This window comes from Candidatus Chlorohelix sp. (genome assembly GCF_037138995.1).
Taxonomy (GTDB): Bacteria; Chloroflexota; Chloroflexia; order Chloroheliales; family Chloroheliaceae; genus Chlorohelix.
Window position 1 is genome coordinate 55,045 of sequence record NZ_JBAXHI010000005.1, and the last position, 23,092, is coordinate 78,136.

At 46.7% G+C, this 23,092-nt stretch carries 18 protein-coding genes; 5 read left to right on the forward strand and 13 right to left on the reverse strand.

Annotated features, from left to right (window positions below; translation table 11 throughout):
* Window positions 1–52 precede the first annotated feature (52 nt).
* The 3 genes from WCK19_RS03870 to WCK19_RS03880 are packed head-to-tail and all read left to right on the forward strand — an operon-like array spanning window position 53 to window position 2,115.
* On the forward strand, window positions 53–883 hold the full coding sequence (locus WCK19_RS03870; protein WP_342396046.1) for an HAD-IIA family hydrolase: 831 nt from the start codon (window positions 53–55) through the stop codon (window positions 881–883).
* 18 nt (window positions 884–901) lie between these two features.
* A complete protein-coding gene (locus WCK19_RS03875; protein ID WP_342396047.1) occupies window positions 902–1,291 on the forward strand; it encodes a RidA family protein in 390 nt (129 codons plus the stop codon).
* Entirely contained in the window at window positions 1,291–2,115 is an 825-nt protein-coding gene (locus WCK19_RS03880; RefSeq protein ID WP_342396048.1) for a class I SAM-dependent methyltransferase, read from the forward strand. The genes WCK19_RS03875 and WCK19_RS03880 overlap by 1 nt, the downstream gene beginning before the upstream one ends.
* A gap of 4 nt (window positions 2,116–2,119) precedes the next feature.
* Here WCK19_RS03880 and WCK19_RS03885 read toward each other — a convergent pair whose 3' ends face one another.
* The 13 genes from WCK19_RS03885 to WCK19_RS03945 all read right to left on the reverse strand — a co-directional run bounded on the left by WCK19_RS03885 (window position 2,120) and on the right by WCK19_RS03945 (window position 16,365).
* The gene (locus tag WCK19_RS03885; protein WP_342396049.1) at window positions 2,120–2,806 is read right to left on the reverse strand and encodes a ComF family protein; all 687 of its coding nucleotides are present in this window, start codon (window positions 2,804–2,806) and stop codon (window positions 2,120–2,122) included.
* 1 nt (window position 2,807) lies between these two features.
* The gene (locus tag WCK19_RS03890; RefSeq protein ID WP_342396050.1) at window positions 2,808–3,155 is read right to left on the reverse strand and encodes a DUF192 domain-containing protein; all 348 of its coding nucleotides are present in this window, start codon (window positions 3,153–3,155) and stop codon (window positions 2,808–2,810) included.
* A 62-nt stretch (window positions 3,156–3,217) separates the two neighbouring features.
* Window positions 3,218–4,153, reverse strand: a complete 936-nt coding sequence (locus WCK19_RS03895; RefSeq protein WP_342396051.1) for a type II secretion system F family protein — start codon at window positions 4,151–4,153, stop codon at window positions 3,218–3,220.
* 11 nt (window positions 4,154–4,164) lie between these two features.
* Window positions 4,165–5,160 (reverse strand): type II secretion system F family protein, encoded by a 996-nt coding sequence (locus WCK19_RS03900; protein WP_342396052.1) that lies wholly within the window; start codon window positions 5,158–5,160, stop codon window positions 4,165–4,167.
* Window positions 5,161–5,201: 41 nt separating this feature from the next.
* The gene (locus WCK19_RS03905) at window positions 5,202–6,650 is read right to left on the reverse strand and encodes a CpaF family protein (RefSeq protein ID WP_342396053.1); all 1,449 of its coding nucleotides are present in this window, start codon (window positions 6,648–6,650) and stop codon (window positions 5,202–5,204) included.
* A 64-nt stretch (window positions 6,651–6,714) separates the two neighbouring features.
* A complete protein-coding gene (locus tag WCK19_RS03910; protein WP_342396054.1) occupies window positions 6,715–8,001 on the reverse strand; it encodes a response regulator in 1,287 nt (428 codons plus the stop codon).
* A 347-nt stretch (window positions 8,002–8,348) separates the two neighbouring features.
* Entirely contained in the window at window positions 8,349–9,596 is a 1,248-nt protein-coding gene (cpaB, locus tag WCK19_RS03915) for a Flp pilus assembly protein CpaB (RefSeq protein WP_342396055.1), read from the reverse strand.
* A 184-nt stretch (window positions 9,597–9,780) separates the two neighbouring features.
* On the reverse strand, window positions 9,781–11,028 hold the full coding sequence (locus WCK19_RS03920) for an anhydro-N-acetylmuramic acid kinase (protein WP_342396056.1): 1,248 nt from the start codon (window positions 11,026–11,028) through the stop codon (window positions 9,781–9,783).
* A gap of 4 nt (window positions 11,029–11,032) precedes the next feature.
* Window positions 11,033–11,899 carry a carbohydrate ABC transporter permease gene (locus tag WCK19_RS03925; RefSeq protein WP_342396057.1) on the reverse strand — a complete coding sequence of 289 codons (867 nt, stop codon included), beginning with the start codon at window positions 11,897–11,899 and terminating at the stop codon, window positions 11,033–11,035.
* Between the two features lies 1 nt (window position 11,900).
* The gene (locus WCK19_RS03930; RefSeq protein WP_342396058.1) at window positions 11,901–12,839 is read right to left on the reverse strand and encodes a sugar ABC transporter permease; all 939 of its coding nucleotides are present in this window, start codon (window positions 12,837–12,839) and stop codon (window positions 11,901–11,903) included.
* 98 nt (window positions 12,840–12,937) lie between these two features.
* Complete coding sequence (locus tag WCK19_RS03935; protein WP_342396059.1) at window positions 12,938–14,389, reverse strand: sugar ABC transporter substrate-binding protein; 1,452 nt, start codon at window positions 14,387–14,389, stop codon at window positions 12,938–12,940.
* A 72-nt stretch (window positions 14,390–14,461) separates the two neighbouring features.
* Window positions 14,462–15,631, reverse strand: a complete 1,170-nt coding sequence (locus WCK19_RS03940) for a DUF1343 domain-containing protein (RefSeq protein ID WP_342396060.1) — start codon at window positions 15,629–15,631, stop codon at window positions 14,462–14,464.
* Window positions 15,628–16,365 (reverse strand): GntR family transcriptional regulator, encoded by a 738-nt coding sequence (locus tag WCK19_RS03945; protein ID WP_342396061.1) that lies wholly within the window; start codon window positions 16,363–16,365, stop codon window positions 15,628–15,630. Before WCK19_RS03945 ends, WCK19_RS03940 begins: the two co-directional genes overlap by 4 nt.
* A 220-nt stretch (window positions 16,366–16,585) precedes the next feature.
* Between WCK19_RS03945 and WCK19_RS03950 the strand changes: the two genes are divergently transcribed.
* Together WCK19_RS03950 and WCK19_RS03955 are read left to right on the forward strand one after the other, a co-directional pair.
* Window positions 16,586–19,348 (forward strand): flippase activity-associated protein Agl23, encoded by a 2,763-nt coding sequence (locus tag WCK19_RS03950; protein WP_342396062.1) that lies wholly within the window; start codon window positions 16,586–16,588, stop codon window positions 19,346–19,348.
* Between the two features lie 8 nt (window positions 19,349–19,356).
* Window positions 19,357–23,034, forward strand: coding sequence for a flippase activity-associated protein Agl23 (locus WCK19_RS03955; RefSeq protein WP_342396063.1), 3,678 nt, complete (start codon window positions 19,357–19,359; stop codon window positions 23,032–23,034).
* The last annotated feature ends 58 nt before the right edge of the window (window positions 23,035–23,092 follow it).

The window sequence follows — 23,092 nt, forward strand, 5'->3', positions numbered from 1 at the left end:
AGCTTTGTGTTATGCTTAGAAATGTGTTTTTAGACTGAAATTGTTGGAGATTATGGACACTATACCCCAAAATATAGAGGCTCTCGCCCGTTTTCGTTACGCCCTTATGGATATGGATGGGGTGCTGTATCGCGGCAACCAAGCCTTACCCGGCTTGCTGGAATTTTTCGATTTCCTAGCGCGTGCCGATATTGGCTATAGGTTGCTCACCAACAACGCCAGTATGACCCCGGACGACTATCACCACAAATTGCTGAAAATGGGCTTGGATGTACCTCCTGAGAAGATTATCACCAGCCCGCTGGCAACCATAATACATTTGCGTAAAATTGCGCCGGAAGGGGCAGGTATCTACGTGATAGGTATGGCAGCGTTACGCCGCACCCTATTTGGCGAAGATGAACAAAACGGTCTCTTTTATTTCGATGACAAAAACCCTCGCTTCGTGATACAAGGCGCAGATTTCAATCTAGTATATGAATCTTTGCGTAAAGCAACTCTGCTAATTCGAGCGGGAGCAACCTATATTGCGACCAATGCCGACCCGGTTTTCCCTTCCGAAGAAGGGCTTATTCCGGGCGCGGGTAGCGTAGCCGCATTACTACAAACTGCCAGTGGGCAAAAACCTTTTATCATAGGCAAACCCGAACCAATTATGTATGAACTTGCGCTGGAACAACTCGGCACACAAAAGCATGAAACCGTTATGATTGGGGACAATCTTGTAACAGATATTGAGGGCGCGTTGCGGTTAGATATACCAACCATCATAACCTTGAGTGGTGTTACCAGCCCTGTCGAGTATGCTGCAAGCCCGCTTAAAGCCGATTTAAGCTTTAACGGCTTACCAGAATTAACTGCCGCATGGCAATCTGTCTTATAAAACCCGGAGAAAGTATATATGGAAAAGAAAGCAGTTCAAACCGATAAAGCCCCAGCCGCCATAGGTCCTTACAGTCAGGCTATTCGGGTTGGCAATCTGTTGTTTACCAGCGGACAAGTGCCGATAGACCCCGCTAATGGTGAAATTACAGGCTGGGAAATCAAGGAACAGGCTCGCCAAGTGTTTATCAACATTCAAAACCTGTTGGCAGCACAAGGTTGTACATTGGCGAATGTGGTTAAAACCACCGTTTTCCTGCGTCACATGAGCGATTTCCCGGAGATGAACGAAATTTACGCGGAATTCTTCAGTGGCACTATCTTTCCCGCCCGCAGCACGGTTGAGGTTAGTCGCTTACCAAAAGATGCGCTGATTGAAATTGAAACCATTACCCTAATTCCTGAATAGTGCAAAGTACCGAAGCAGCTTTCCAGTTTGATTATGAGAACGAAGCCATTATTGAGGGGCGCGGCATCGGTAATTCTGCTGCGCGAGACCTCGGCGCAATTCGATTACGCCGTTTTCTGGCTGCTTTCGCTGCGTTGCCATCAGGCGCAAAGGTTATGGAAGTGGGCTGTGGAGCAGGGAGACAATGTCGCACCCTCAAAAAGCTGCGACCAGAATTAGAGGTGCATGGCTGTGATTTAAGCCAACGTGCCATTGCTGAAGCCAAAGCCAATAATGATGGGGTAGAGTATCGTATTTCTGATGCAGCGCAATTGCCTTATCCAGATGCTGATTTTGACGCGGTGATGCTTTTCGATGTGCTAGAGCATGTCCCAGATGTTGGCAACGTGGTAAGCGAAATAGCGCGAGCGCTGAAACAGGGCGGTCTCTTTCATGCCTTCATCCCCATCGAGGGACAACCCGGCACGCTTTTTTATCGCCTCAGAAATAGTCGCCTTTTACCCATCGCCCGTTGGAAAAAAGAGCGCATCGGTCATATTCAGCAACTAACTGATACCGACCTAATCGCCTTGTTTGCCGCCAACGGCTTGACGCTGGTTGATAAAAGCTACAGTTTCCACCTGATGGGTCAGATTTTAGATATTGCTGATTACTGGCAACGAGACTGGCAAAGTGGAAACCGCCCGGTATGGCAAAAGAAATTTGCCGCATTGGTCGCCAGAGGTATCATGTACCCTACTTGGCGCTTAGCCTACTTAGAAGACAATCGCCGCGCCTCCAATAACCGCGCCACTGGCTTTCATTTGACCTGCCGCAAACTCTAATCTTTTATTCACGGGTTAAGGTAATAGCTCTAACAAGGTTGGCTCCTGCCGCCTTCAAAACAGTAGCACAGGCATTGAGAGTAGCCCCGGTTGTGCAAACATCATCCACCAGTAAAATGTTTTTTCCGATGAGTGAAGCGCCACGCCACTCAAAAGCATTGGCTACATTCTCGGCGCGTTCGCGTAAGCCCAAACCAATCTGTGAGCGAGTTTGCCGAATCCTTGCCAGTTGTATTTCATCTATTTCAAGCTTGCAAACTTCGCTAATACTTTCTGCCAGTAACCCTGCCTGATTATATCCCCGCTCTTGCAAGTGGGTACGATGCAAAGGCACTGGTATTAACAAATCCGAATCCAGCCAACCACGCTGTTTAATTGCCTCTGCCATTTCTGCCCCCAATACACCCGATACCGCCCGTACACCCCGATATTTCAGCTTTAATACAGCCTGACGAATTGCGCCGATATGTATAAAAACGCTGCCAGCCGTATCCAAACTGCGCGATGGCATGCTGCACAGAGGGCTATAACAACGTACACCGTTAAAGGGCGCTCCACAAACCAAACAATAAGATTGTGTAATATAGGGGAGTGATTTTCGACAATCTGGGTGAAGCCATTGACCGATTTTACCGCAAACAAAGCAGCGTGGAGGAAAGAAAAAATCCACCAGTATGCCTGTCAGCTTCATGCTAATTTTCCTGCCATTCTAGCAAATCGCCAAGTTGCGTACCGGTTTGGGTTGCAGTGTGCGCGGGCAACTCCACTACATAATGCGCTTTTGGCACTATCTTGCTGAGTCGCCATGGCTTGAGGTTATGCGAAATATGCACCACCTTATGCGCTTTGTCGGCAAAAATCACATCAATAGGAAACTGCATAAAAAAACAGTGGACACTATTGTTAGGAATGATAATTAGCCCATCGCCCGGTGCAAGCGTTTTACGCCCCAACAACCCCACAAAACGAGTCCAGATAGTATTGGCAACTTGCCCATTGCTCATCAACGTAACATTTCGAGTTTTATTAATTACTTTCATAAACTTTCTGGCAAAAAATTAGCCCGGACCGTATTGAGCGGACCGGGCAAGTATAAGTTAAATTATTCAAAATTTAAGCCCATAGCTTTAGCTACAGTTGGTATTACCGGACCAAGAATTACAATATATATAGTCGGCAATATCAGAAAAGCCATTGGGAAAAGCATTTTGATAGGCGCTTTATGGGCTAGTTCTTCTGCCAGTTGGCGGCGGCGGATACGCATCTGATCGGCTTGAATCCGCAATACTTTGGTCATACTTACGCCTAATTGGTCGGCTTGCACAATCGAAGCTACGAAAACACTTAATTCCTGCACATCACAACGTATTGCCAGTTCTTTAAGAGCATCTCGGCGTGTTTTACCGACACGTTGTTCTGCCAGCATACGTTTGAACTCTTTGCCAAGTTCGTTGTCCCATTTCTCAGTAACACGCAACAACGCTTGGTCAAAACCAAGACCAGCCTCAACGCAAATAGTAAGCAAATCAATCGCATCGGGCAATGCTCTCAAAATGGCACGGCGGCGCTTTTTCATCTTACCGCCTAGCCAATAAACCGGAAGCATAAAACCTAATAGGAAGAAAATTACCGGTCCTAGAATACGCCAAGTCATCGGCGTATTTGCAAGAAAGAGCAATATTCCTATTAAACCGCCCACCAAGAACGCTGACAGTAACCGTATCCCCAGAAAATCGGCAGGAGTCATATTATTAGGGTTGCCGGCAATAGCCAGATTCTGGCGCAACCTATCCTGAGTGGCGTTAGGAGTAAACGAGCTAACAATACGGGCAAATAACGCTATTATCGGTCTTATAATACGATCCCTGAAAGGTTGTTCCAATTCAAGCTTTTCAAGAGAAATCGGTTTTTCAATATACTCAGCGAGGCGTTGTTCCACTAGGTCAGGGCGATTACGGCGTAGTATAAAATAAGCCGCTAATGCCATCGCAATACCTATAATCAGTACAACTATTATTACAGGTAGTATTCCCTGCATATCTTTACCTCTTAAACCTCTATATCGGTAATTTTCTTGATTGCGAAAAAGCCTGCGATAATCATTATAATACCGCAGATAGGCATACAAAGCCATGGCCACTTAAACATTCTGGTAATATAATCTGAATTTATCAACATTAACACCCCAGCCAAGGCAAGCGGTAATCCAGACAGAATATAACCAGAATATTGTTGCTGCGCGGTTAAAACGGTAATTTCACCTTTAATACGTACCCGCTCACGAATGGTATGACCGATATTATCTAGAATTTGGGAAAGGTTGCCGCCGACCTCACTTTGAATATTTATAGCAGTAATCAATAAATCTAGGTCATCGCTAGGTACACGGCGAAGCATATTTGCCAACGCCTCGCGACTACTCAGACCTAAACCTACTTCACGAGTAACCCGTTTGTACTCATCCGCCATTGGTGCCGGAGCTTCGCGGGCAATCAAATCCATTGATTGCAAAAGACTGTAACCGGAGCGCAATGAGTTTGCCATCAAGGTGATAGTATCACCAAGTTGGTTATTAAAGGTTTTCATACGCTTCTTGGAACGTCTTTTGACATACATATCAGGTATATATAACCCCAAAATGCCAACAAGCAACCCTACTATAAGCGCAAATACACCAAACCCCCGCCCTAAATACCAGCCCAAAAGAACTCCAGCGCCTGTGCTTGCCACCTTGAAAAGTAAAAACTCTCCAACGGTTATTTTCAAATCGGCTCTTGCAAGATTACGGGCAATATTGTCGGCAAAATTTCTGCCTTTTAAAACTTTATCTATTCTTTCCGCAACAAGAGCGCGAGTGGCAGACGCGCCCCCCTCCAATTGGGCTTCATCTTTAACAGTCTCAGCAACATTGGTATTGGTAAAACTATCGAGGCGCTCTTTCAGATTGCTCTTCTTAGAGCCTCTAAGACGAAGCGCCATGAAAATCAAGACAATCGCTACCACAACTATCACTAAAACTATTACCAGGATTGTGGTCTGGTTCATTATCACTTCCCTATCAGATTTAGGCTAGTTTTGGGCGCTAATTAGAATGCCCGCAACTGACTCGCCGAACCAAAAGTATCAGGTGGTAAGAAGATGTTATGTTGTTCAAATTTTTCAACACAACGCGGTTGAACTCCGGTTGGCTTCAATTGCCCGATAATTTTCCCGTTTTCATCCACGCCTGTTTGTTCGAAGCGGAAAATTTCCTGTAATTTGATAATATCGCCTTCCATGCCATCCACTTCGGCGATACTGGTAATTTTGCGGGTGCCGTCCTTTAAACGCTCCTGCTGTACAATCATATTTACAGCCGAGGCAACTTGCTCACGAATTGCGCGTACCGGCAAATCCATACCAGCCATTAAGCACATTGTTTCGGTACGACTCAGAGCATCTTTCGGGCTGTTTGCGTGCAAAGTTGTCAGCGAACCATCATGACCGGTATTCATCGCCTGAAGCATATCCAGTGTTTCACCGCTACGACACTCCCCTACCACTATTCGGTCGGGGCGCATTCGGAGGCAGTTAATTACCAAGTCACGTATGGTTACTTCCCCTTTACCTTCAATATTTGCTGCCTTAGATTCAAGTGTAATCACATGATCTTGCCGCAACTGCAATTCAGCGGCGTTTTCCACTGTAACTATGCGTTCATCATCTGGAATAAAACCTGAAAGCACATTCAATAGCGTCGTTTTACCTGAACCAGTACCACCTGACACTACTATATTCATGCGTGACAACACTGCTGCTCTTAAGAAATCGGCAATACGTGTAGTCAAAGAGCCATAACGCACCAAGTCTTCAATTGTTAAAGGCTTTTTGCTAAATTTTCGGATGGTAACTACCGGTCCTATTAGTGAAAGAGGCGGAATAATAATGTTAACACGGCTACCATCGGGCAAACGCGCATCTACCATTGGCGAGCTTTCATCAACACGCCGACCAATCGGGGAAACGATACGCTCAATAATACGCATCAAATGTTGGTCGTCCTTGAACTTTACCTCGCTTTTAACCAACTTACCTTTGCGCTCAACATAAACCGATTTGGGCCCATTTATCATTACTTCACTAACGGTTTCATCTCTTAGCAAAATTTCCAGAGGACCATAGCCTAAAATCTCAGCAAGGATTACATCCAGAAGCAGGGATTTTTCAGCCCGGCTTAATGTAACACCCTGCGTTTCAAGTAACACTTCTTGGAAAATATCATCGGTAATCGTTCTTACTTGGCGTTCCTCTGTAGGCGAAATCTTTCGGCGCTCCAGTTCAGCCACCAAACGTTCCTGAACCTTACCCTTAAGCTCGTAGGTTATCTTATCCTGTTTTGAATCCTGTACAACGGCAGTACGATCAAACCTAGAGGCTGATTTTTGTTCTTGCTGAACTGGAGTCGCACTATTGCTCGAAGGTGTGGAAGCGCTACCAGTGTTCCCCGAAGTGCCTTTATCATTGTTATCTCCAATACCAATACGCCTTAGTAACACTGAACCACCTCATAAAGACCTTTAACAACTTCATTTGACTCAAAATCGAGAGTTATTAGGAGTGTTATTTTTTTCCGCTAAATAAACCGAATAAGCCACGTTTCGGAGCTATAGCGCCATTTTTAGCTGCCGCCTTATCCGCTCGAACATTGAGAGTCTGATCAATAACACGATGAGCTATAGCCTCAATGCCTTTTGAAAAAGGATTATTAGGGTCGTCTAACACTAGGGGCGTACCCTGATTTATAGAAAGAGTCACAGTAATGCCACTGCTTGGTATTGTGGCAGCTACCGGATGCTGAATCGTAGACTCAATGCTTTCTATTTTCAAGCCATGTTTCGAATCAACCCGGTTTAGCACCAGTACAATTTTGTCTCGCGAATATTCAAGAATCTCGGCGACTTCAAGAAAAAGGCGTATATCTTTAATTGCGGGCATTTCCAGTGTCATAATCGTAAGGATTGTATCACTAGTGTCAAGAATCGCCAGTTGGGTTTCATCCTTTAGTGAAGGAAAAGTATCCACAAAAATATAATCGAAATTGCGCCTTAATTCTTGTAAAATGCGAGTAATTTCATCAGCGGTAATCAATTCGGCTTGATCGGGTTTAGGCGGAGCAAGCAATACCCTTACCTGACTGCTATGTGACATCATCACATCATTAAGCAATTGAGAGTCTAATTGGTCAGCCCTACCTTGCAAATCGCTGATGGTTTTCACGGGGCGCACGTCGAGCATCATACTGACATCACCAAAGAAAAGGCTACCATCAACCAGCGCGACACGCTTTTTGCTAATTTGTTTGACTGCTACCGCCAGATTAGAAATGATAACGGTGCGACCAACGCCACCTTTAGGGCTGAAAATACTGATTACCTTACCCAGTTCTTCTTGAGAGCCGCCATCCGCGCTTGGCGTTCCGGCTACCGGATAAATAGGCGCAGTTGGGAAGCGGCGGCGCGAGACTTCGCTACTGTAAACGTGCCTAATACTGCCGATTAACTCATCACCGGAGAAGGGCTTTACCAAAAACTCGCTTGCGCCTGCCCGCATCGCCCTTCGCAGGTAATCCTGCTCACCTTGAACCGACATCATTATTACTGCTATGTTTGGCAAGGTTTGCTTGATGCGCTCTGTTGCGGTTATGCCGTCCATATCCGGCATATTTATATCCATTAGAACTATATCAGGCTGGAGCTTCTTGGCTGTTTCAATACCTTCAATACCGCTGGTTGCAGACCCGATTACCTCAATATCCTTCTCAAAATAGAGCAGATTGATTAGGTTATTGCGAGTTTCGACTATATCGTCAACCACCAACAGACGTATTTTCTGTTGCGAGTCACTCATTAGTAGTTTCCCTTAAAAAATTTATTTGGCTGATCTACACGCTCTTGCTCAATTGAGGTCTTAAGCAAGGTCCCCAGCAAAACACAACAAAAATTCCCCTTAAAAATTAAAAAGGGTTTTGTAGCCTTAAGTGAAATTTTAGCGCCTTTAATATTCCAAAGCAATAGATTTGCTTTTCAGACACTTGCCTATGTGACTTTTTTACCATTAGCATTTAAACCCATTAGGACAGGCGAAGCTATGCTGCTCGCGCCTGCCCTTAATAACGTTTCCGCTTTTCCTCGATACTTCCTCAACTTTTAAATGGGAAGCTGTAGCATTGGTTTCCACCGCTTCCCTTTCAGTTATTATCGCTGGTTGAGATTTGTAGCAAAGACTGCCTCTGGAATGGGCAACCCGTAGTCCCTGACCAGTGTTCTATAAGTCACACCGCTGGTTTTATCAATGGTGATAGAAGGGTCTTGCGGGTTTGTCGGGTCTTGTGGGCGAGAGCGCAAAGTGAAATGAACCACCGGAATAGTCGCCAAAATATTGCGGTCAGCGCTAACCTGAGCCTGTATTTCGGGTTTCGCTCCGTTTATACCAGCTAAAACCGAAGTTGAAAGCGCCACCCGCGCTTCACGGGTGAACTTTAACACTTCGGCTTCTTGGTCGGTCACCGCTAACACCAAAATCATAGTAGTGCCGAATTGCCTACCGCTTTCCTCGTAAGGCGGAGCTGTCGGCATCGGAGTAGGCGTACCGGGACCTACCGCAATTGAAGTAGGCTGTGGCGCTGGACCCTGATCTATACCCATACCAGCAGTAGGAGTAGAACGTATGGCATCACCCCTATACGGTTCAAGCGGAGGTCCAAAGCGAATTACTTTCAGAATACGAACGTTTTGCAACACGGTTTTAGTGCTGATTTCCAAGATAATTGGACGACTAGAAGTTTGATTCAATTGTGCATTAGTCTGGTTACCTTGGTTGTTTTCAGAATAAGAGGTATTGGTAACTGCGTTGTTTTCATCGCCTTTGCGCTCAAACACGTAAGTAGCGATTACATCCACCAAATCGCCTTCCGCAATCAAGCCGGCAGCAGCCGAGAGGTCATTGGTGGCATAGGCAAAGGCTTTCTTGCCGGGTTCTAAGCGCTTCTCAGATACCAGTTGTTTCATATAGGCAGAGAAGTTGCCATCCACCAAATCGCCGCGTTTCAATTGCTGTCGCGCAAGTATCGGGTTTTTGATGATACGCCCATAAGCCTGTTCTTTGCTGATAAGGTCATTATCTGGGTCAAATTCTGCCCGTGACTTATCAATCGTATCCAAATCATCCGGCAATAGCTGAGTTCCGGCTGACAGGTTGCGAGTTACCACTACCACTTTTACGTTAGCTGTAACAGGGGTGGGAGTCGGACCTGCCGCAGTTGTAGGCAAGCCTGCGCCGGGAGTCACGGCTGTTGCACCACCCGGTAAGGTAGTAGCAACCACTCCAGCATCTGGAGTCGGGTTATTATTCTGGCTACTGCGAAGAAGCAGGAAAATAGCGCCTGCCGCCACCAGACCAATCAAGAGTATCAAGAGTAGAACTAGCGGTCCACGCCTTCTCATAAATCTGCCCCTTTTCCTTTCCGTTTGTCAATTACAGGAGGAATAGGTTACCCCACTTAGTACCTTTTTTAATAATATAGTAAGCACATAATTTTGGTTATGTTAATCTGCATATATTATGTCTATTTTAACAAAAGATTGCAATAGGAAAAGTGGGCAAATTTATGTCAATTTCAATTTTTCTTTATTGCAAGGGCAGCAAATATAAATGTTGTAATGGCGCTGACGGTGTGGGTAGCATAGTAACCGCAAAACGCGCAAGCAAAGCGGAAAAATTTTGCCCCGGCGTAAGCTGACCCAATATAACAGGGTGGGTTGCTCCAGTACATGCCGGTAAATTGGCAGGTCTTCCACGCAAAAGCTCGTAGCCAAAAAGGGCAAAGAAAGCCGCTTCTTTTTGCTTAGCGGGTAGCCCAAACTCATCGTGTAGTCTTACTGCTACTTTCCCACCTAACGACTCGTCTAAAAGCCTCATCAGAAAGGGGTTGCGCCCCCCGCCTCCGCTTACGATAAGCTCAGCCAAGCCACCTTCCGGTGCGAAACGCTGCACCGACAACGCGATGCTATGGGCGGTAAGCGCGGTAAGGGTAGCAATAACATCCGCGCCGCTCAGGTTGCGCTCAGTCGCTTCCTCTTTTAATTGCAGCCAGTAACTTTCGCTGAACAATTCGCGCCCGGTGGATTTGGGCGGTTGCATTGCATAGAAAGGGTGTGCCAGCAACTTTTCCAGCCACTCATAATCAATCTTACCGCTTGCCCCTATCTGCCCATCAATATCATAACTCAATGTCCCAGATGAATAATAAGCGGCGGCGAAATCAATTAGCACATTACCGGGTCCTGTATCAAAAGCGGTCGCGCTTTTATGTCCGCCTCCCGCAGGCAAGAAAGTAACATTGCCGATGCCGCCGATGTTTTGCAAGGCGCGGGTTTTGTGCTTGTCAGAGAAAAAGACGTAATCGAAGAACGAAGCTAAAGGCGCACCTTGCCCATTTGCCGCCACATCTGCCACTCTGAAATTTGATGAGGTGGTAATGCCTGTTCTCGCCGCAATTACCGCTGGTTCGGCAATTTGGAGAGTAGAAAGCGGCCTATTAGGTTCTACTTGATGCCAGACGGTTTGCCCATGGGAAGCGATTAGGTCAACTTCGCTCGCTTTCATACCAAGTTTTTCTAAAAGATTGTTAACCGCTTCGGCAAAAGCCTCGCCCAGCGCAAAGTTTAGCATGCACAATTCTTGGGTAGTGGTTTTTGAAGCGCAAGCATCCAGCGTCAATTTCCTTAAACTCGCTTCCAGAGAATGTTCATAGTGACCGAGTACCTTAAAACCTAACTCTCCGGTCTCATTCTCATGGAACTCCACCAAAGCGGCATCAATTCCATCCACGCTAGTACCACTCATCAAACCGATTACTCTGGCGTTTAGTTCCATTTGGTTAACCTTTTAACGCGCCCATGCGTACCCCTTCTAGGAAGTAGCGCTGGAATAGCAAAAAGAAAATAATCATGGGTAGAGCAGCAAGAGACGCACCGGAGAAAATCAAACCGTAATCGGTTGAAAACTCGGTTTGCAGACTGGCTACTCCCACCGGCAAAGTCTGAGAAGGCGCTTTAATCAATACCATCGAGGGCCACAAGTAGTCATTCCAGTAGCGCACAAAGGTGAAAATTGCCAGCGCACCGATAGCGGGTTTGCTTAACGGCGCAATAATACGCCAGAACACGCCCCATTCGCTGCATCCATCTATACGTCCTGCCTCTTCCAATTCGGTCGGCAATGTCTGAATAAACTGACGCATCAGAAAGATACCAAAAACACTAGCGGTACCGGGCATAATAACTGCCAGTAAATTATCCCGCAGCCCAAAGTTCTGCACTACAAAGTAGAGCGGGGTAAGCGTCACATGCGGTGGTATCATCAAGGTGCTGAGAACCAACCAAAACAACACGTTGCGCCCGAAAAACTTTTTCTTGGCAAAAGCATAGCCGGATAAGGTATCAAACGCCACATGGAATACGGTAATCGTGATGGTTATAACAAAGCTGTTTATAGCCCAATTCGAGTAATATTTAGCTTGCGAGAATAGACGGTTGAAATTATCTAGGCTGGCGTTCACCGGGATAATATCAGGTGGGATTTTAATGGTATCTTTTGTAGGAGTCAAAGCCGTCACAAAAAGCCAGTACATTGGAAACAGCGAGATTATAGTGGTAATAATCAATGCCAGCCAAAGCGGCACTTTCCACCAAATGCTCGAAACCGCTTTTGTCCTACCTTTTACATTAACCAATTCTGCCGCCATTTTAATACTCCACATCGCTTCGCAAGAACTTGAACTGGAACACCGAAATAGTGGCAATAATCAGAAACAGCACAATCGCCTGAGCCGAAGCCACCCCGTAATTCAGATTGCTATAAAGCATTTGGTAAATTTGGGTCACGATTGTCTGGGTACTATCGCCCACACCGCTTGGAACCATTACATACACTTTTTCAAAAACTTCAAAGCTGGCAATTGTGTACAGCACCACCACATACAAAGTAGTTGATTTAATCAAGGGTAGAGTAATGCTCCACCATTTTCGCACAGGACCCGCCCCTTCAAGTTCTGCCGCTTCATACAAATCTTTGGGAACGCTGCCCATTGCCGCGCTGAATAACACCACGCCCGTAGCAGGAGCAGTAAAAACGGTGGAAAGTACGATACTGTTCAACGCTATATCGGGGTCGGAGAGCCAGCGCACCGCGTCTGCGCCAAACAAGCTCAACAGGTAGTTCAGAAAGCCCCACTGAGTATTGAACATCCAGCGCCATATCACGGCGATTATGACCGCGCTAGTTACGGCTGGTAGGTAATAGGCTGCCCGGAAAAAAGTTTGGGCATACTTATTCAACGGCTGAATCAGGCTGGCAAGTATCAAAGCAATTAATATATTGGCGGTAACAGTAAGAATAGCATAATAAGCAGTATTCTTAAGAGCAGTAACAAAGACATTATTCTGGGTAGTGAAAGCTTTTACGTAATTGTCAAAGCCGTTCCACGTAGTGCCACCGCGCGGTCTGAAATCCTGAAAGCTAATAATGAAAGACCAAATCACCGGAAAAAACGTAAAAATAGCAAAAGTTAGCATGCTGGGCAATACAAAAGCATAGCCCCAACTATTTTTTCTAAAGAACAGCACGATGCGTTGTCCCGTACTGACCTGACGAACCGGAATTTTACCTACATCAAATTGTGCCATCGGTGCATTACCAGCCTGTCACTTAAAGCCCATATCTCCCCTGCATAAGAGGAGATATGGGTTTGATTACTAAATTCGCGAGAAGAGATTAGATGAAATTACTGAGCAGCCAAAAGCTTATTGACTTCAACAGTTGGTTGACCAAGCGCATCCTCCGCCGTCATCTTACCGAAAATAGCGTTTTGCAAATTCGGGTGAATCAGCGTGCGGATTTGAGTCCAAGCCGGAAGGCTAGGCGTAATCCAAGCGGTGGGCGCAATCGGAGCAAAGAAGCTGAATGGCTCCTGTACAGTCACAGCTTTGCGTGCGGCAGGCGCCAGATAATAGCCCGGCACGTCTTTCTCAACTCCAGCGCTAGTCAAATACTTGACCAAATCCATGCTGGCAGAAAGGCGAGCTTTATCCTTGTTAGCGGCTACTGCAATTAAGCCGATACCGCCAGCCGATACCGCCTTGCCGCTCTTACCGATAGGCATATGGATAATCTGGAAGTTCAATCCATTCGCCTTGAGGGTAGCAGAGTCACCGCTGGGGCGGCTCCACATCGCTTGCAATTTCTTCTGCATCGCGGTCAAAATATCATCCAATTTCTGAGTGCCGAAGTCAGGCGGAGTTACTTTGTGTACCAAAGCCAAATCAGTTACCTTCTTCAAGCCGCTAATACCTTCAGGTGTATTGAAAGTGTACTTGGTATTGTCGGCGGAAAGCGGGCGAGCGCCATCAGACAAGATGAAGGGCCAAGTGTCAACTAGACCGGGGTCAACCAGAGCGCTATAGCCATAAACCTTCTCACCGTTTGCGCGGGTGAAAGTTAGCTTCTTGGCAATTTCAACGAATTGGTCATAAGTCCAGCCTTCTTTAGGCAAATCTACGCCTTTTTCCTTGAAAATATCCACGTTCAGATACATAGCAACCGGAGGAACCCACAAGGGCCAAGCATAATACTTGCCGTCAAATTTCACGGTATCGAGCAAACCGGGCAGAATATCGGAGCGATCTGCATCGGTAATATATTCATCAATCGGGGCAACCGCGCCCTGCTTTACCAGTACCGGAAGGCTGTCGTTAGGAATGCGGAAAGCATCCACGCCAGAACCAGCCTGTACCGCGTTTACGATTTTGGCAAAACCGGCTTGGTCAGCGGTATAACCAACCACTTCCACTTTAATATCAGGATTGGCTTTTGTGAAAGCGGCTACGGCAGCATCGGTGGATTTGCTGAAACCGGTGTTCGCGCCCGGTGCATAACCCAACGCCCAGTAGCTCAAAGTACCCTTGAAACCGCTCTTGCTAACAGACGCGCCACCAGCAGTCGCAGCGGTAGTTGCGCCTGCGGTTGTGGCAACAGCAGTAGTTGCAGCCGCACTTGTAGTAGCCGCACTTGTAGTAGTAGCCGCAGCGGTAGTTGCAGCTTTGGTAGCGGCGGCGGTAGTTGCCGGAACTGGGGTCGCGGTATTATCACCGCAAGCAGCCAGCATTAGAGTCATAAACAACGCCATCGCCATAAACAGCCCGAAGCGTTGATACTGCGGGAACAAACGTTTGGTCATTTTCCCCTCCTTAAGAGATAATTTGTCAACAACAAGACACCATACAGCATTGTCAAGATGCTCTAGATTTGGTTAATAAACCAGAAAGTTGCGCCGAAGCGCAATAAAGGATTGTTCTTGTTCTTCCCACTCTTGAAAGAGTAGGCGCAAAGCTGAAAAATCTCCGGCGCTTTTATTCAAAACTAAACGCGGTTTTTCACTGCCGATTAGCCTGTCAAAGTGCGCGGGTTGCCATTCAAAATAGGTCGGGTAAAGTCGTAATAATGCGGCGATTATCTCCAACCCCGCTCGTACTATCTGTACAAAGGCGTTGCTCTTTGTCAGATGAGCCTGTACACCTCCGCATACTTGCCCCGCAAAACGGTCAAAGGTTGGTTTGAAATAGGTTTCCCTGAAATATAACCCAGCTAAATTGCGGGAATTTAATTCCCGTGCCAGCAAAAGTGGGTCAACCCATGGCGCTCCAAAGATTTCAAAAGGTCTAGTAGTGCCGCGCCCGGTTGATACATTTATACCTTCCAGCAAACAAGTACCCGGGTAAAGCAGTGCAGTATCCGGTGTAGGCAGATTGGGCGAGGGCATTACCCACGGAAGCCCGGTATCAGCAAAGAGCATACCTCGCTGCCACCCTTTCATTCTGACCAACGCCAATTGCGCCTTACTCTTCAGATACAGCGCATTGACCAGAAAAGCCCACTCTCCTATGGTCAGTCCATGTCTCACAGGTAGCGGATAGCGTCCTACAAAAGAGCTAAACTGCTCTTCCAAAAGCGGTCCTTCTACTATAGCGCCACTCAACGGATTAGGGCGGTCAATCACCAACAGCGGCAACGCCACTTGCTCCATCAAAATCCCTAAAGTAGTCGGGTAGGTGTAATAGCGCGTTCCCACGTCCTGAATATCGAAAATCAGCGCATCCAACCCCTCCAAACTTCCAGAAGGTGGCGCAAACGGGTCGGTAACGCTCCCCAATTCATAATCGTGCTGACGATACAAGCTATACATAGGCGCACCGCTAAAGCAATCAAATTCTTGCCCCGTTACCGGCAGCGCATCCTGTTCTAGCCCATAATAGCCGTGTTCAGGACCAAAAATAGCGGCTATTTTCCCGCCGAGCGCGGTTATTACTTCGGCAGAGCGGCGTAAATTGCAATCAACTCCGGTCTGGTTAGTAACCAAGCCAAGCCGCTTGCCTTGCACCATTGGCGCATCTAGCGCATCTAGCCCACTTCTAACAGTCATTCCCTTACCAAGCGAGCATAAAACTTGTACTTATCGCCCCGATAAACCGACTCAGCGTATTCAAACGGTTGAGCGCGTTCGGTATAAGTAAACCGGCGAATCAATAACACCGGGCTACCGGGCGCAATATTGAGCAAACGGCATTCCGCTTCTCTGGCGATACCCGCTTCTAGTTCCTGTTCCGCCTCAAGTGGTAGCAATCCGTATTTGGTTTCAAGAACTTGGTACAATGAATCGCGCTCAAAATCTTCTTCCAGCAACTTCTCACAGCCGATAAAGCTGATATAGGCTAACTCCACCGCCAATGGCTCACCATCGGCAAGGCGCAACCTTCGTAGTTTAAAAACCTGACGACCTAGATTTATCCGCAACTTATCCGCCACAATCTGGTCAGCAACATACATTTCTGCGCTTAACACCTTTGCGCCGGGACGCTGAGAGCGGGTTTGCATATCTTGGGTAAACCCGGTCAAACGTATCAATTGCTGAGTAATTTTAGGGCGTGAAACGAAAGTACCCCTGCCCTGTTTGCGGTATAATAAGCCTTCCTTAACCAACTCGGAGAGGGATTGCCGTACCGTCATACGGCTTAAACCATATTTTTCAGAAAGCTCACGCTCGGATGGTATCTCATCATCCTCTTTCCACTGCCCTGAGACAATACGTTCTCGGATAATCTCACGCAGTTGGTAATAGCGCGGCATAGTACCAGTTTTGGAAATATTCAATCCCATGTATTGGGTCGATTCTTAATTATGTGGACTAGATGTATATACCAGTTAATTTTATTATATCTCACAGGAATAGAATGTCAAGCCTTATATCCTTGTCTTTAACCCATACTTTTAGCAGAAATTGGACTAGCCTCTACTTATATAGTAAAATCCGCTGAAACAAATACTGGAGTAAAAACGTTTTAATTGAAACCGAGTTTGAAAATTACTCAAGCAAAAAATGGCAATAGACGAGCATAACCCCCCCTACACGCAGACCGACGAATTACCAGCGGAATCTGCCATAAAATCTAAACTGGAGAGCGGCTATTCTAAAGTCCGCCAACCCTCTAAGCGATTTTATTCCAGCCGCTTTGGTGGCTTTGGCTTCAAGCTAAATCTTGAGGTATTGCTGTATCTCATAATAATTATTTTCGCCCTGTTCACCCGCTTCGCCGACCTCGATAGCCGCGCCCTACACCATGACGAAGGCGTTCACGCCTACTATTCCTATCAATATTATACTGGCGGGGGCTACGAACAAGAACCTTGGAAACATGGGCCACTACTTTATCATGTTACGGCGGCGACTTTCTGGCTTTTTGGCGACTCGGTAACAACGGCGCGTTTCCCTGCCGCCGCTCTAGGCGTAATAATGGCGCTGCTACCCCTACTTATACGGCGTGAGTTGGGACGTTGGGGGGCATTGAGCGCATCTTTTCTGCTGGCGATTTCGCCATTATTCCTGTATTACAGCCGCTTTATTCGTGAGGATATTTTCGTAGCAGTAATCTCATTATTGCTGGTAGGTTTTATATTCCGTTTTATTAGTAAGCCCGCCCCATCCCACTTCTACCTATTAATGGCTTCCTTAGCATTACTATTTTGCACTAAAGCAATCAGCTTCTTTTATCTCGCCTTGTTTGGCGGCTTTTTATTCGCTTGGCTCTGCTGGCAACTCGCCCCGCGCTTGTTAGTCATAATCGGAATATATTTGCTGGCGGCGCTGGCAAGTTTTAGTTTTCTGGCAGGTTTTTATCGATTGCCTCCAATCCCCACGGATAATCCTAACCCCGATGCTTTGAAAACCTATTTGTATCAAGTTTTGTCACATCCCTTAATCTGGGCTGCCTTGATACTAGGAGTAATTGGTCTGATACTAGTCTATTATGCCTTCAGAGAAGTAGCGGTAAATCGGCGGAATTATTTCGCCCGTATGGGGTTGGTAAATTCAACCTATAGAGCTTCCACTGCTCTTTTCATGCCCTATGAACCGGGTACAGTTGCTTATGCGGTGGGTTGGTTGGGGCGGCGCTGGAAAGTAGTAGGCGTAGGCTTCGCGCTGGCTTTCGGTATCTACAGCGCGTTTTATACTGGCTTTTTCAGTAGCCCTGCACAAGGCGAGGTTGGGCTATTATCCACACTGTTCTATTGGATGGCACAGCAAGGGGTAGAGCGTGGCTCGCAACCTTGGTATTATTATATGCTTACCCTGCCTCTATATGAACCGCTGGCATTGATATTTGGCTCTGTCAGTGGCATATTCATCCTTTGGCAAACGGTACGCTTTGGAACTCGGCGTAAAATCCGGCGAGAATTAATCCCAACGCCCGACTTCTCCGAATTAGAAAATGATGACGAACTGGACGCACCGGTTGGCACAGTAACTGAAGCAGTTTCACGCCCACGTTGGCAAGTCCGTGAAACCAGTTCCAGTATCAAGGGTAATAGCCTCTTACCGGGAGAAAGACAAAGACTTCCCCACCCTTATTTTGCCCCTCTATTTTTGCTGACATGGGCTGTTGGGAATTTCTTCTTTTTAAGCTGGGCAGGGGAAAAAATGCCATGGCTAACTTTGCATCTAGCATTGCCATTGATTCTTTTAACCGCCTATTTGTGCCAACGTATGTTTGGTGGAATAGATAAATATCTTAGTGGAGCAGAATCGCGCGAACTGGTAATTTACAAATTTCGCAGCGTTCATTTCTTCTGGATATTAACGGGCTTACTTTTGTTCATAGGTGTGCTTGGTTACACAATCACTATGAATGTGAATGTGAACCCGGCAATTTCACAGCCCCGCAGCAGCCAAGCCCTACTATGGGTTCCGCTAATTCTCTCTATATTTCTGCTCATCAGCGGGAGCATATTGCTAGGCAGTCGAATAGCCTTTTACGCGATGGGTTTAGTAGCCTTTGGTTTAATGTCATATTTCACCCTTCACACTGCTTTTGCCTATGCTTATGTATATGCGGATGTTCCACAGGAAATCGGAGTTTATACCCAGACTTCGCCGGATGTAGCACGGGTGGTCAATGAGATTAACACTGTCGCAAATGTCTTACCGCAGCGTTATAGCACCCCGATTATGTATGACAATGAGACTCGTACTCCGCTCGATTTTTACTTGCGGGATTTTACCAATCGTAAGGCTGTAAAAGATTTTAGCGCACAGTCGCTTTCATCTTCTGAAATTGATACGCTCTCAACTTATCCGATAATTATCGCTTTGACCGATAAGCGTACCGCGCTAGAACCACAACTTGGCGGTCGTTATGAACGATACACCTATTCTTTCCGCGCATGGTTTGGTGAGGAAACCTATCGCAACTTTATTCCTGTCGCTGATAAGGAAATCGAGTTTCTGACCGGGAAAATCAACCAAACTACAGTGCGTGACAACGAAGGGCAGGTCGCCTTGACTAAAGGCGAAGTGATGAACGCCGACAAATTGCAAGCCTTGAGTTCCACCAAAGGGTTACTGGATAAACTCTACAACGGTAATGGCGGCAATAGCTGGATTCTAAACACCAGCCTGTTAGTTTCAGGTGTTAGCAAAGAATTGCAGGGAGATGATTTCTCCCGTTTGTGGCGTTATGTGGTTTTCCGCGAAGTGGTACAACCAATTGGCAGCCTCAATTTTGATTTATACATCAGTAAGGATATTCTGGCGTTTTACCGCCAGTATGGTAATTTGGTTGAAAGACCGTTAGACCGTTCATGAAGCAGGATATGGCGAAATCTTACGCAAACAGAATAGATACCACTGAACAATCTGATGGCGATACCGAAGAAAAGCTACAGCCGGAAAGCGCCCTAGACCGAGTATTAGCGTTTGGCTGGCTTAACTGGGAAAGTATCCTGTGGATAGCAATTATTGTGCTGGCGATAGCAAGCCGATTGGCTTCACTTGATCTGAAAGCCATACACCACGATGAATCCATCCATGCAAAGTGGAGCTATGATATGTTCAAGGGGACATTTATTTATCGCTACGACCCCACTTGGCATGGCCCTTTGCTCTATTATTTAGTCAGCGCATCTTTCATGCTTTTCGGCGGCGATAACGAAACAACCGCCCGTTTGATGCCTGCTCTTTTCGGAGTAGCCACTGTCGCTATATGTTGGTTTCTGCGCCCCCTTTTGGGACGCTTCGGCGCATTGTTTGCCGGAACGCTGGTGCTAATTTCCCCAACTATTCTGTATTTCAATCGCTCCCTACGTCATGACTCTTTTGCGCTTTTCGGTGAGTTGCTTTTTGCTATAGGCGTTTTCCGCTTTCTACAAAGCCGCAAATGGCTCTGGATGGCATGGGCTGGTCTAGGCTTGGCTATCACCTATGCCAGCCACGAAATGGTTTTCCTAAATACTGTTATTCTTGTAACGTGGCTAGGTTTGGCATTTGTAGTGGAATTGGTAACACTCCCAAAAGTGGTTAAAAACCGCATCGCCAAACGTATTACCGAACGATTGCAAGAAATCAAAAATAAGCCGTTTCCTGAGCAATCTAAACGCGCTATCATCACCGATGGCGAACTGGATGAGCCTGAAATACCGCCCCAAGAATTAGCAGTTTCTGAAGAAGTCCATATACTTGAACCGCTCACTGCCGAACCGTCCGTAGAGCAAGAAATTCCCGCGCATGCCACACGCTCGTGGTGGAAAGCTCTGCTGATTTATACTAAGGCAGGTTGGTTTGGCTTTTCTTATACCTTCGCCGGAACTTTACTGCTTGCTACACTTGTAAGCCTACGCTTTGCGCTTATGTCAAAAAACCCTATCCTGCCTAATAACGGCATACCAAAAGGGAATCTTTTGCTAATAGGACCAGAAGTAGATAAGTGGCTGGCGTATGTCTTCAACGGCGCGTTACTTGGCATCGCGTTGGGATTGGTTGCGGGTTGGTTGGTTTCGCTGGCGGACGTAGCAGAGGACGACAAATTTGCCGGTAGCGCAGCGTTGCGTGGAGCAATCCGCATTTTCCGCCACCCAAAAGCCATCGCCGCTTTCTTTATCGCCTTTGCTCTACTATATATACCTTTATTTGGAAACTTCTTTACCTATATTCCGGGTCTTGCTGATGGCATCTATCGAGGCGTGGAATATTGGGCGAGCGTACATAATAGCCGCCGCCTCGACCAACCTTGGTTCTATTACCCGCTGTTGATGATGTTGTATGAAACTTTGCCTTTTCTGTTAAGCCTAGTCGCACTGGTTATAATTCCGGTGGCGTGGTTCAGACGCGCTATGAGCAAAGGACAACCTATATTCAGTGTAAAGGGATTGTTCGCAGGTTATACGCTATGGTGGAGCGCGTTGGCAATGGTGCTGTATTCAATCGCCGGAGAAAAAGTACCATGGCTTAATATGCAGGTTACTTTACCTGCTATCCTCGCCGCAAGTGTATTAGTGCAACGAACGGCGCAACGGGTTGACTGGCGTAGCGTGGTCAAACCTTCGCAGGGCTTACTATTCGGGGCGCTTTTCATCCTAATGTTTGCGGGCGTAGCAGTGATAATCGGGCAACTTATCGGCATCGGGGAATTAGGTATTACCATTGTCCCACCAGATGGCACAACCATAGAAAGCGCACGCCTTTACCGTACCCTAGAAACTATATTGGTACTGATTGTGCTGACGCTTTTATTCTATTTCTCGCTGAAACTTTGGCGTAGCGGGCGTGTTACAGGTAAAACTATGCGGGCGGTAATCTTAACTCTCGTGGTTTTAACGCTCGGTGGCTATGGGTTAAAGTCCAGCATTGGGGCTACTTATGACCACCCAGATATTGCAGTAGAACCGTTAGTGCAGGTGCAAACTGCGCCGGACGTGGTACTTTTCACCAAACGATTGGAGAAACTGGCGCGAGATGCCCGCGACCAATTCCGTATTACACCTCCTACGCCCGGCACAACCACACAAGCCCCTGACCCTGCCGGTATAAAAGGTTTGCCTATCCTAGTTTCAAATGAGGTGTCGTGGCCGCTGGTTTGGTATTTGCGAAGCTATAACAACGTGGGTTATTTTACTCCCAATGATGATGCCACTCAACCCGATGTTGTAGCGTTGCCCTTAAAAGACAGTCGCGGCAATCCTTATGCGGTAATTGCGATTCAGCTATCGGAAGACCAACCCAAACTTCAGGCTGCGCTAAAAGGTCAATATACCCGATACCAGATTCGTTTTCGCTGGTGGTTTCCTGAAGATGATAACGGTTACGGAAGTATAGGCAAAGCCCCACTGGAAAGTACCACTCCTGAATTGGATAAGAAAAAAATTCAGAACACTGACTGGGGTAAGCTATGGAACACTTTCACCAAACAGCCCAGCGTCGGTCAAATGTGGCGCTACATTATGTACCGGGAATTAGCAACAACCCCCGGTCAAGTGAATATGGTGTATTACATTCGCAATGAGCTTGAGCCTGATTTGCCGCTAGTAAGCAGTACCACCCCTGCTACGGCAAGCCCTCAACCAACCGAAACGGCAACAAGCGGCGTTTTCGATATGACCGCCTCCAAACAAGCCGGAACGAATAATGGGCAATACCGTTTGCCGCGCACCCTTACAGTCGCACCCAATGGCGATTTTCTGGTGCTGGATAGCGGGAATGGGCGGGTTCAGCGTTTCTCCGCAGATGGGAAATTTCTCTCTAAATTCGGGAAAGCTGGTGCTGGCGATGGGCAATTCACACTGATTCAGTTGAGTACCGGTGCGCCTACTACCAATGGACAGAACGATGGCGGTCCCGGTGGTATTGCTGTAGATGAGGACGGAAATATTTATGTAGCCGATACATGGGGCTACAGAATTGAGAAGTTTGACGCTAACGGCAATTTCCTGCTCAAATGGGGAGAGGGTTTGGATTCGCGCAACGACCCCGCGCAAGCTCTTCGAAATCCCAAAGGCTTTTACGGTCCGCGTGGACTCTTTTATGACCGTAACCGCAAAGAACTCTATGTGGCAGATACCGGAAACCGCCGAATCGTGGTTTTCGATAAAAATGGAATCCCACTTAGGCAATTTGGTACGTCCGGCACAGAACCCGGTCAGTTCAATGAACCTACCAGCGTGGCAGTATCCGACGATGGTAAAGTGTATGTTACTGACCTACGCAACAAGCGAGTTCAGGTTCTTGATTTGGATGGCAAATATCTAAGTGAAATTACAATTCCCTACTGGCACGAACAACCACTTAGCGAGCCGTATATAACGTTGGATAAAGTAGGAAATGCCTACATCAGCGATTCAGCCAATGCTACAATTTATCGTATTGGGAAAGATGACCATGAGATAGCAATTATAAACGATAGCGCCCTTTTAAATCCGGTGGGTTTAGCGATTGGCAAGGATGGTAATCTTTATATAGCAGATGCAAAGCGACATTCTATTATCAAATTATTGCTTTAAGCGGTTTTTGTTGCTAAAATATCTTCACTTGTATAAAGTAGGTTGTATAAAAAGGTTC

What these genes read in the sequence shown, in the direction of transcription:
- WCK19_RS03870 (WP_342396046.1), top strand. Translation starts at nt 53, where the DNA reads ATGGACACTATACCCCAAAATATAGAGGCTCTCGCCCGTTTTCGTTAC.
- WCK19_RS03875 (WP_342396047.1), top strand. Translation starts at nt 902, where the DNA reads ATGGAAAAGAAAGCAGTTCAAACCGATAAAGCCCCAGCCGCCATAGGT.
- WCK19_RS03885 (WP_342396049.1), bottom strand. Translation starts at nt 2,806, where the DNA reads ATGAAGCTGACAGGCATACTGGTGGATTTTTTCTTTCCTCCACGCTGC.
- WCK19_RS03890 (WP_342396050.1), bottom strand. Translation starts at nt 3,155, where the DNA reads ATGAAAGTAATTAATAAAACTCGAAATGTTACGTTGATGAGCAATGGG.
- WCK19_RS03895 (WP_342396051.1), bottom strand. Translation starts at nt 4,153, where the DNA reads ATGCAGGGAATACTACCTGTAATAATAGTTGTACTGATTATAGGTATT.
- WCK19_RS03900 (WP_342396052.1), bottom strand. Translation starts at nt 5,160, where the DNA reads ATGAACCAGACCACAATCCTGGTAATAGTTTTAGTGATAGTTGTGGTA.
- WCK19_RS03910 (WP_342396054.1), bottom strand. Translation starts at nt 8,001, where the DNA reads ATGAGTGACTCGCAACAGAAAATACGTCTGTTGGTGGTTGACGATATA.
- cpaB (WP_342396055.1), bottom strand. Translation starts at nt 9,596, where the DNA reads ATGAGAAGGCGTGGACCGCTAGTTCTACTCTTGATACTCTTGATTGGT.
- WCK19_RS03920 (WP_342396056.1), bottom strand. Translation starts at nt 11,028, where the DNA reads ATGGAACTAAACGCCAGAGTAATCGGTTTGATGAGTGGTACTAGCGTG.
- WCK19_RS03925 (WP_342396057.1), bottom strand. Translation starts at nt 11,899, where the DNA reads ATGGCGGCAGAATTGGTTAATGTAAAAGGTAGGACAAAAGCGGTTTCG.
- WCK19_RS03930 (WP_342396058.1), bottom strand. Translation starts at nt 12,839, where the DNA reads ATGGCACAATTTGATGTAGGTAAAATTCCGGTTCGTCAGGTCAGTACG.
- WCK19_RS03935 (WP_342396059.1), bottom strand. Translation starts at nt 14,389, where the DNA reads ATGACCAAACGTTTGTTCCCGCAGTATCAACGCTTCGGGCTGTTTATG.
- WCK19_RS03940 (WP_342396060.1), bottom strand. Translation starts at nt 15,631, where the DNA reads ATGACTGTTAGAAGTGGGCTAGATGCGCTAGATGCGCCAATGGTGCAA.
- WCK19_RS03945 (WP_342396061.1), bottom strand. Translation starts at nt 16,365, where the DNA reads ATGGGATTGAATATTTCCAAAACTGGTACTATGCCGCGCTATTACCAA.
- WCK19_RS03950 (WP_342396062.1), top strand. Translation starts at nt 16,586, where the DNA reads ATGGCAATAGACGAGCATAACCCCCCCTACACGCAGACCGACGAATTA.
- WCK19_RS03955 (WP_342396063.1), top strand. Translation starts at nt 19,357, where the DNA reads ATGGCGAAATCTTACGCAAACAGAATAGATACCACTGAACAATCTGAT.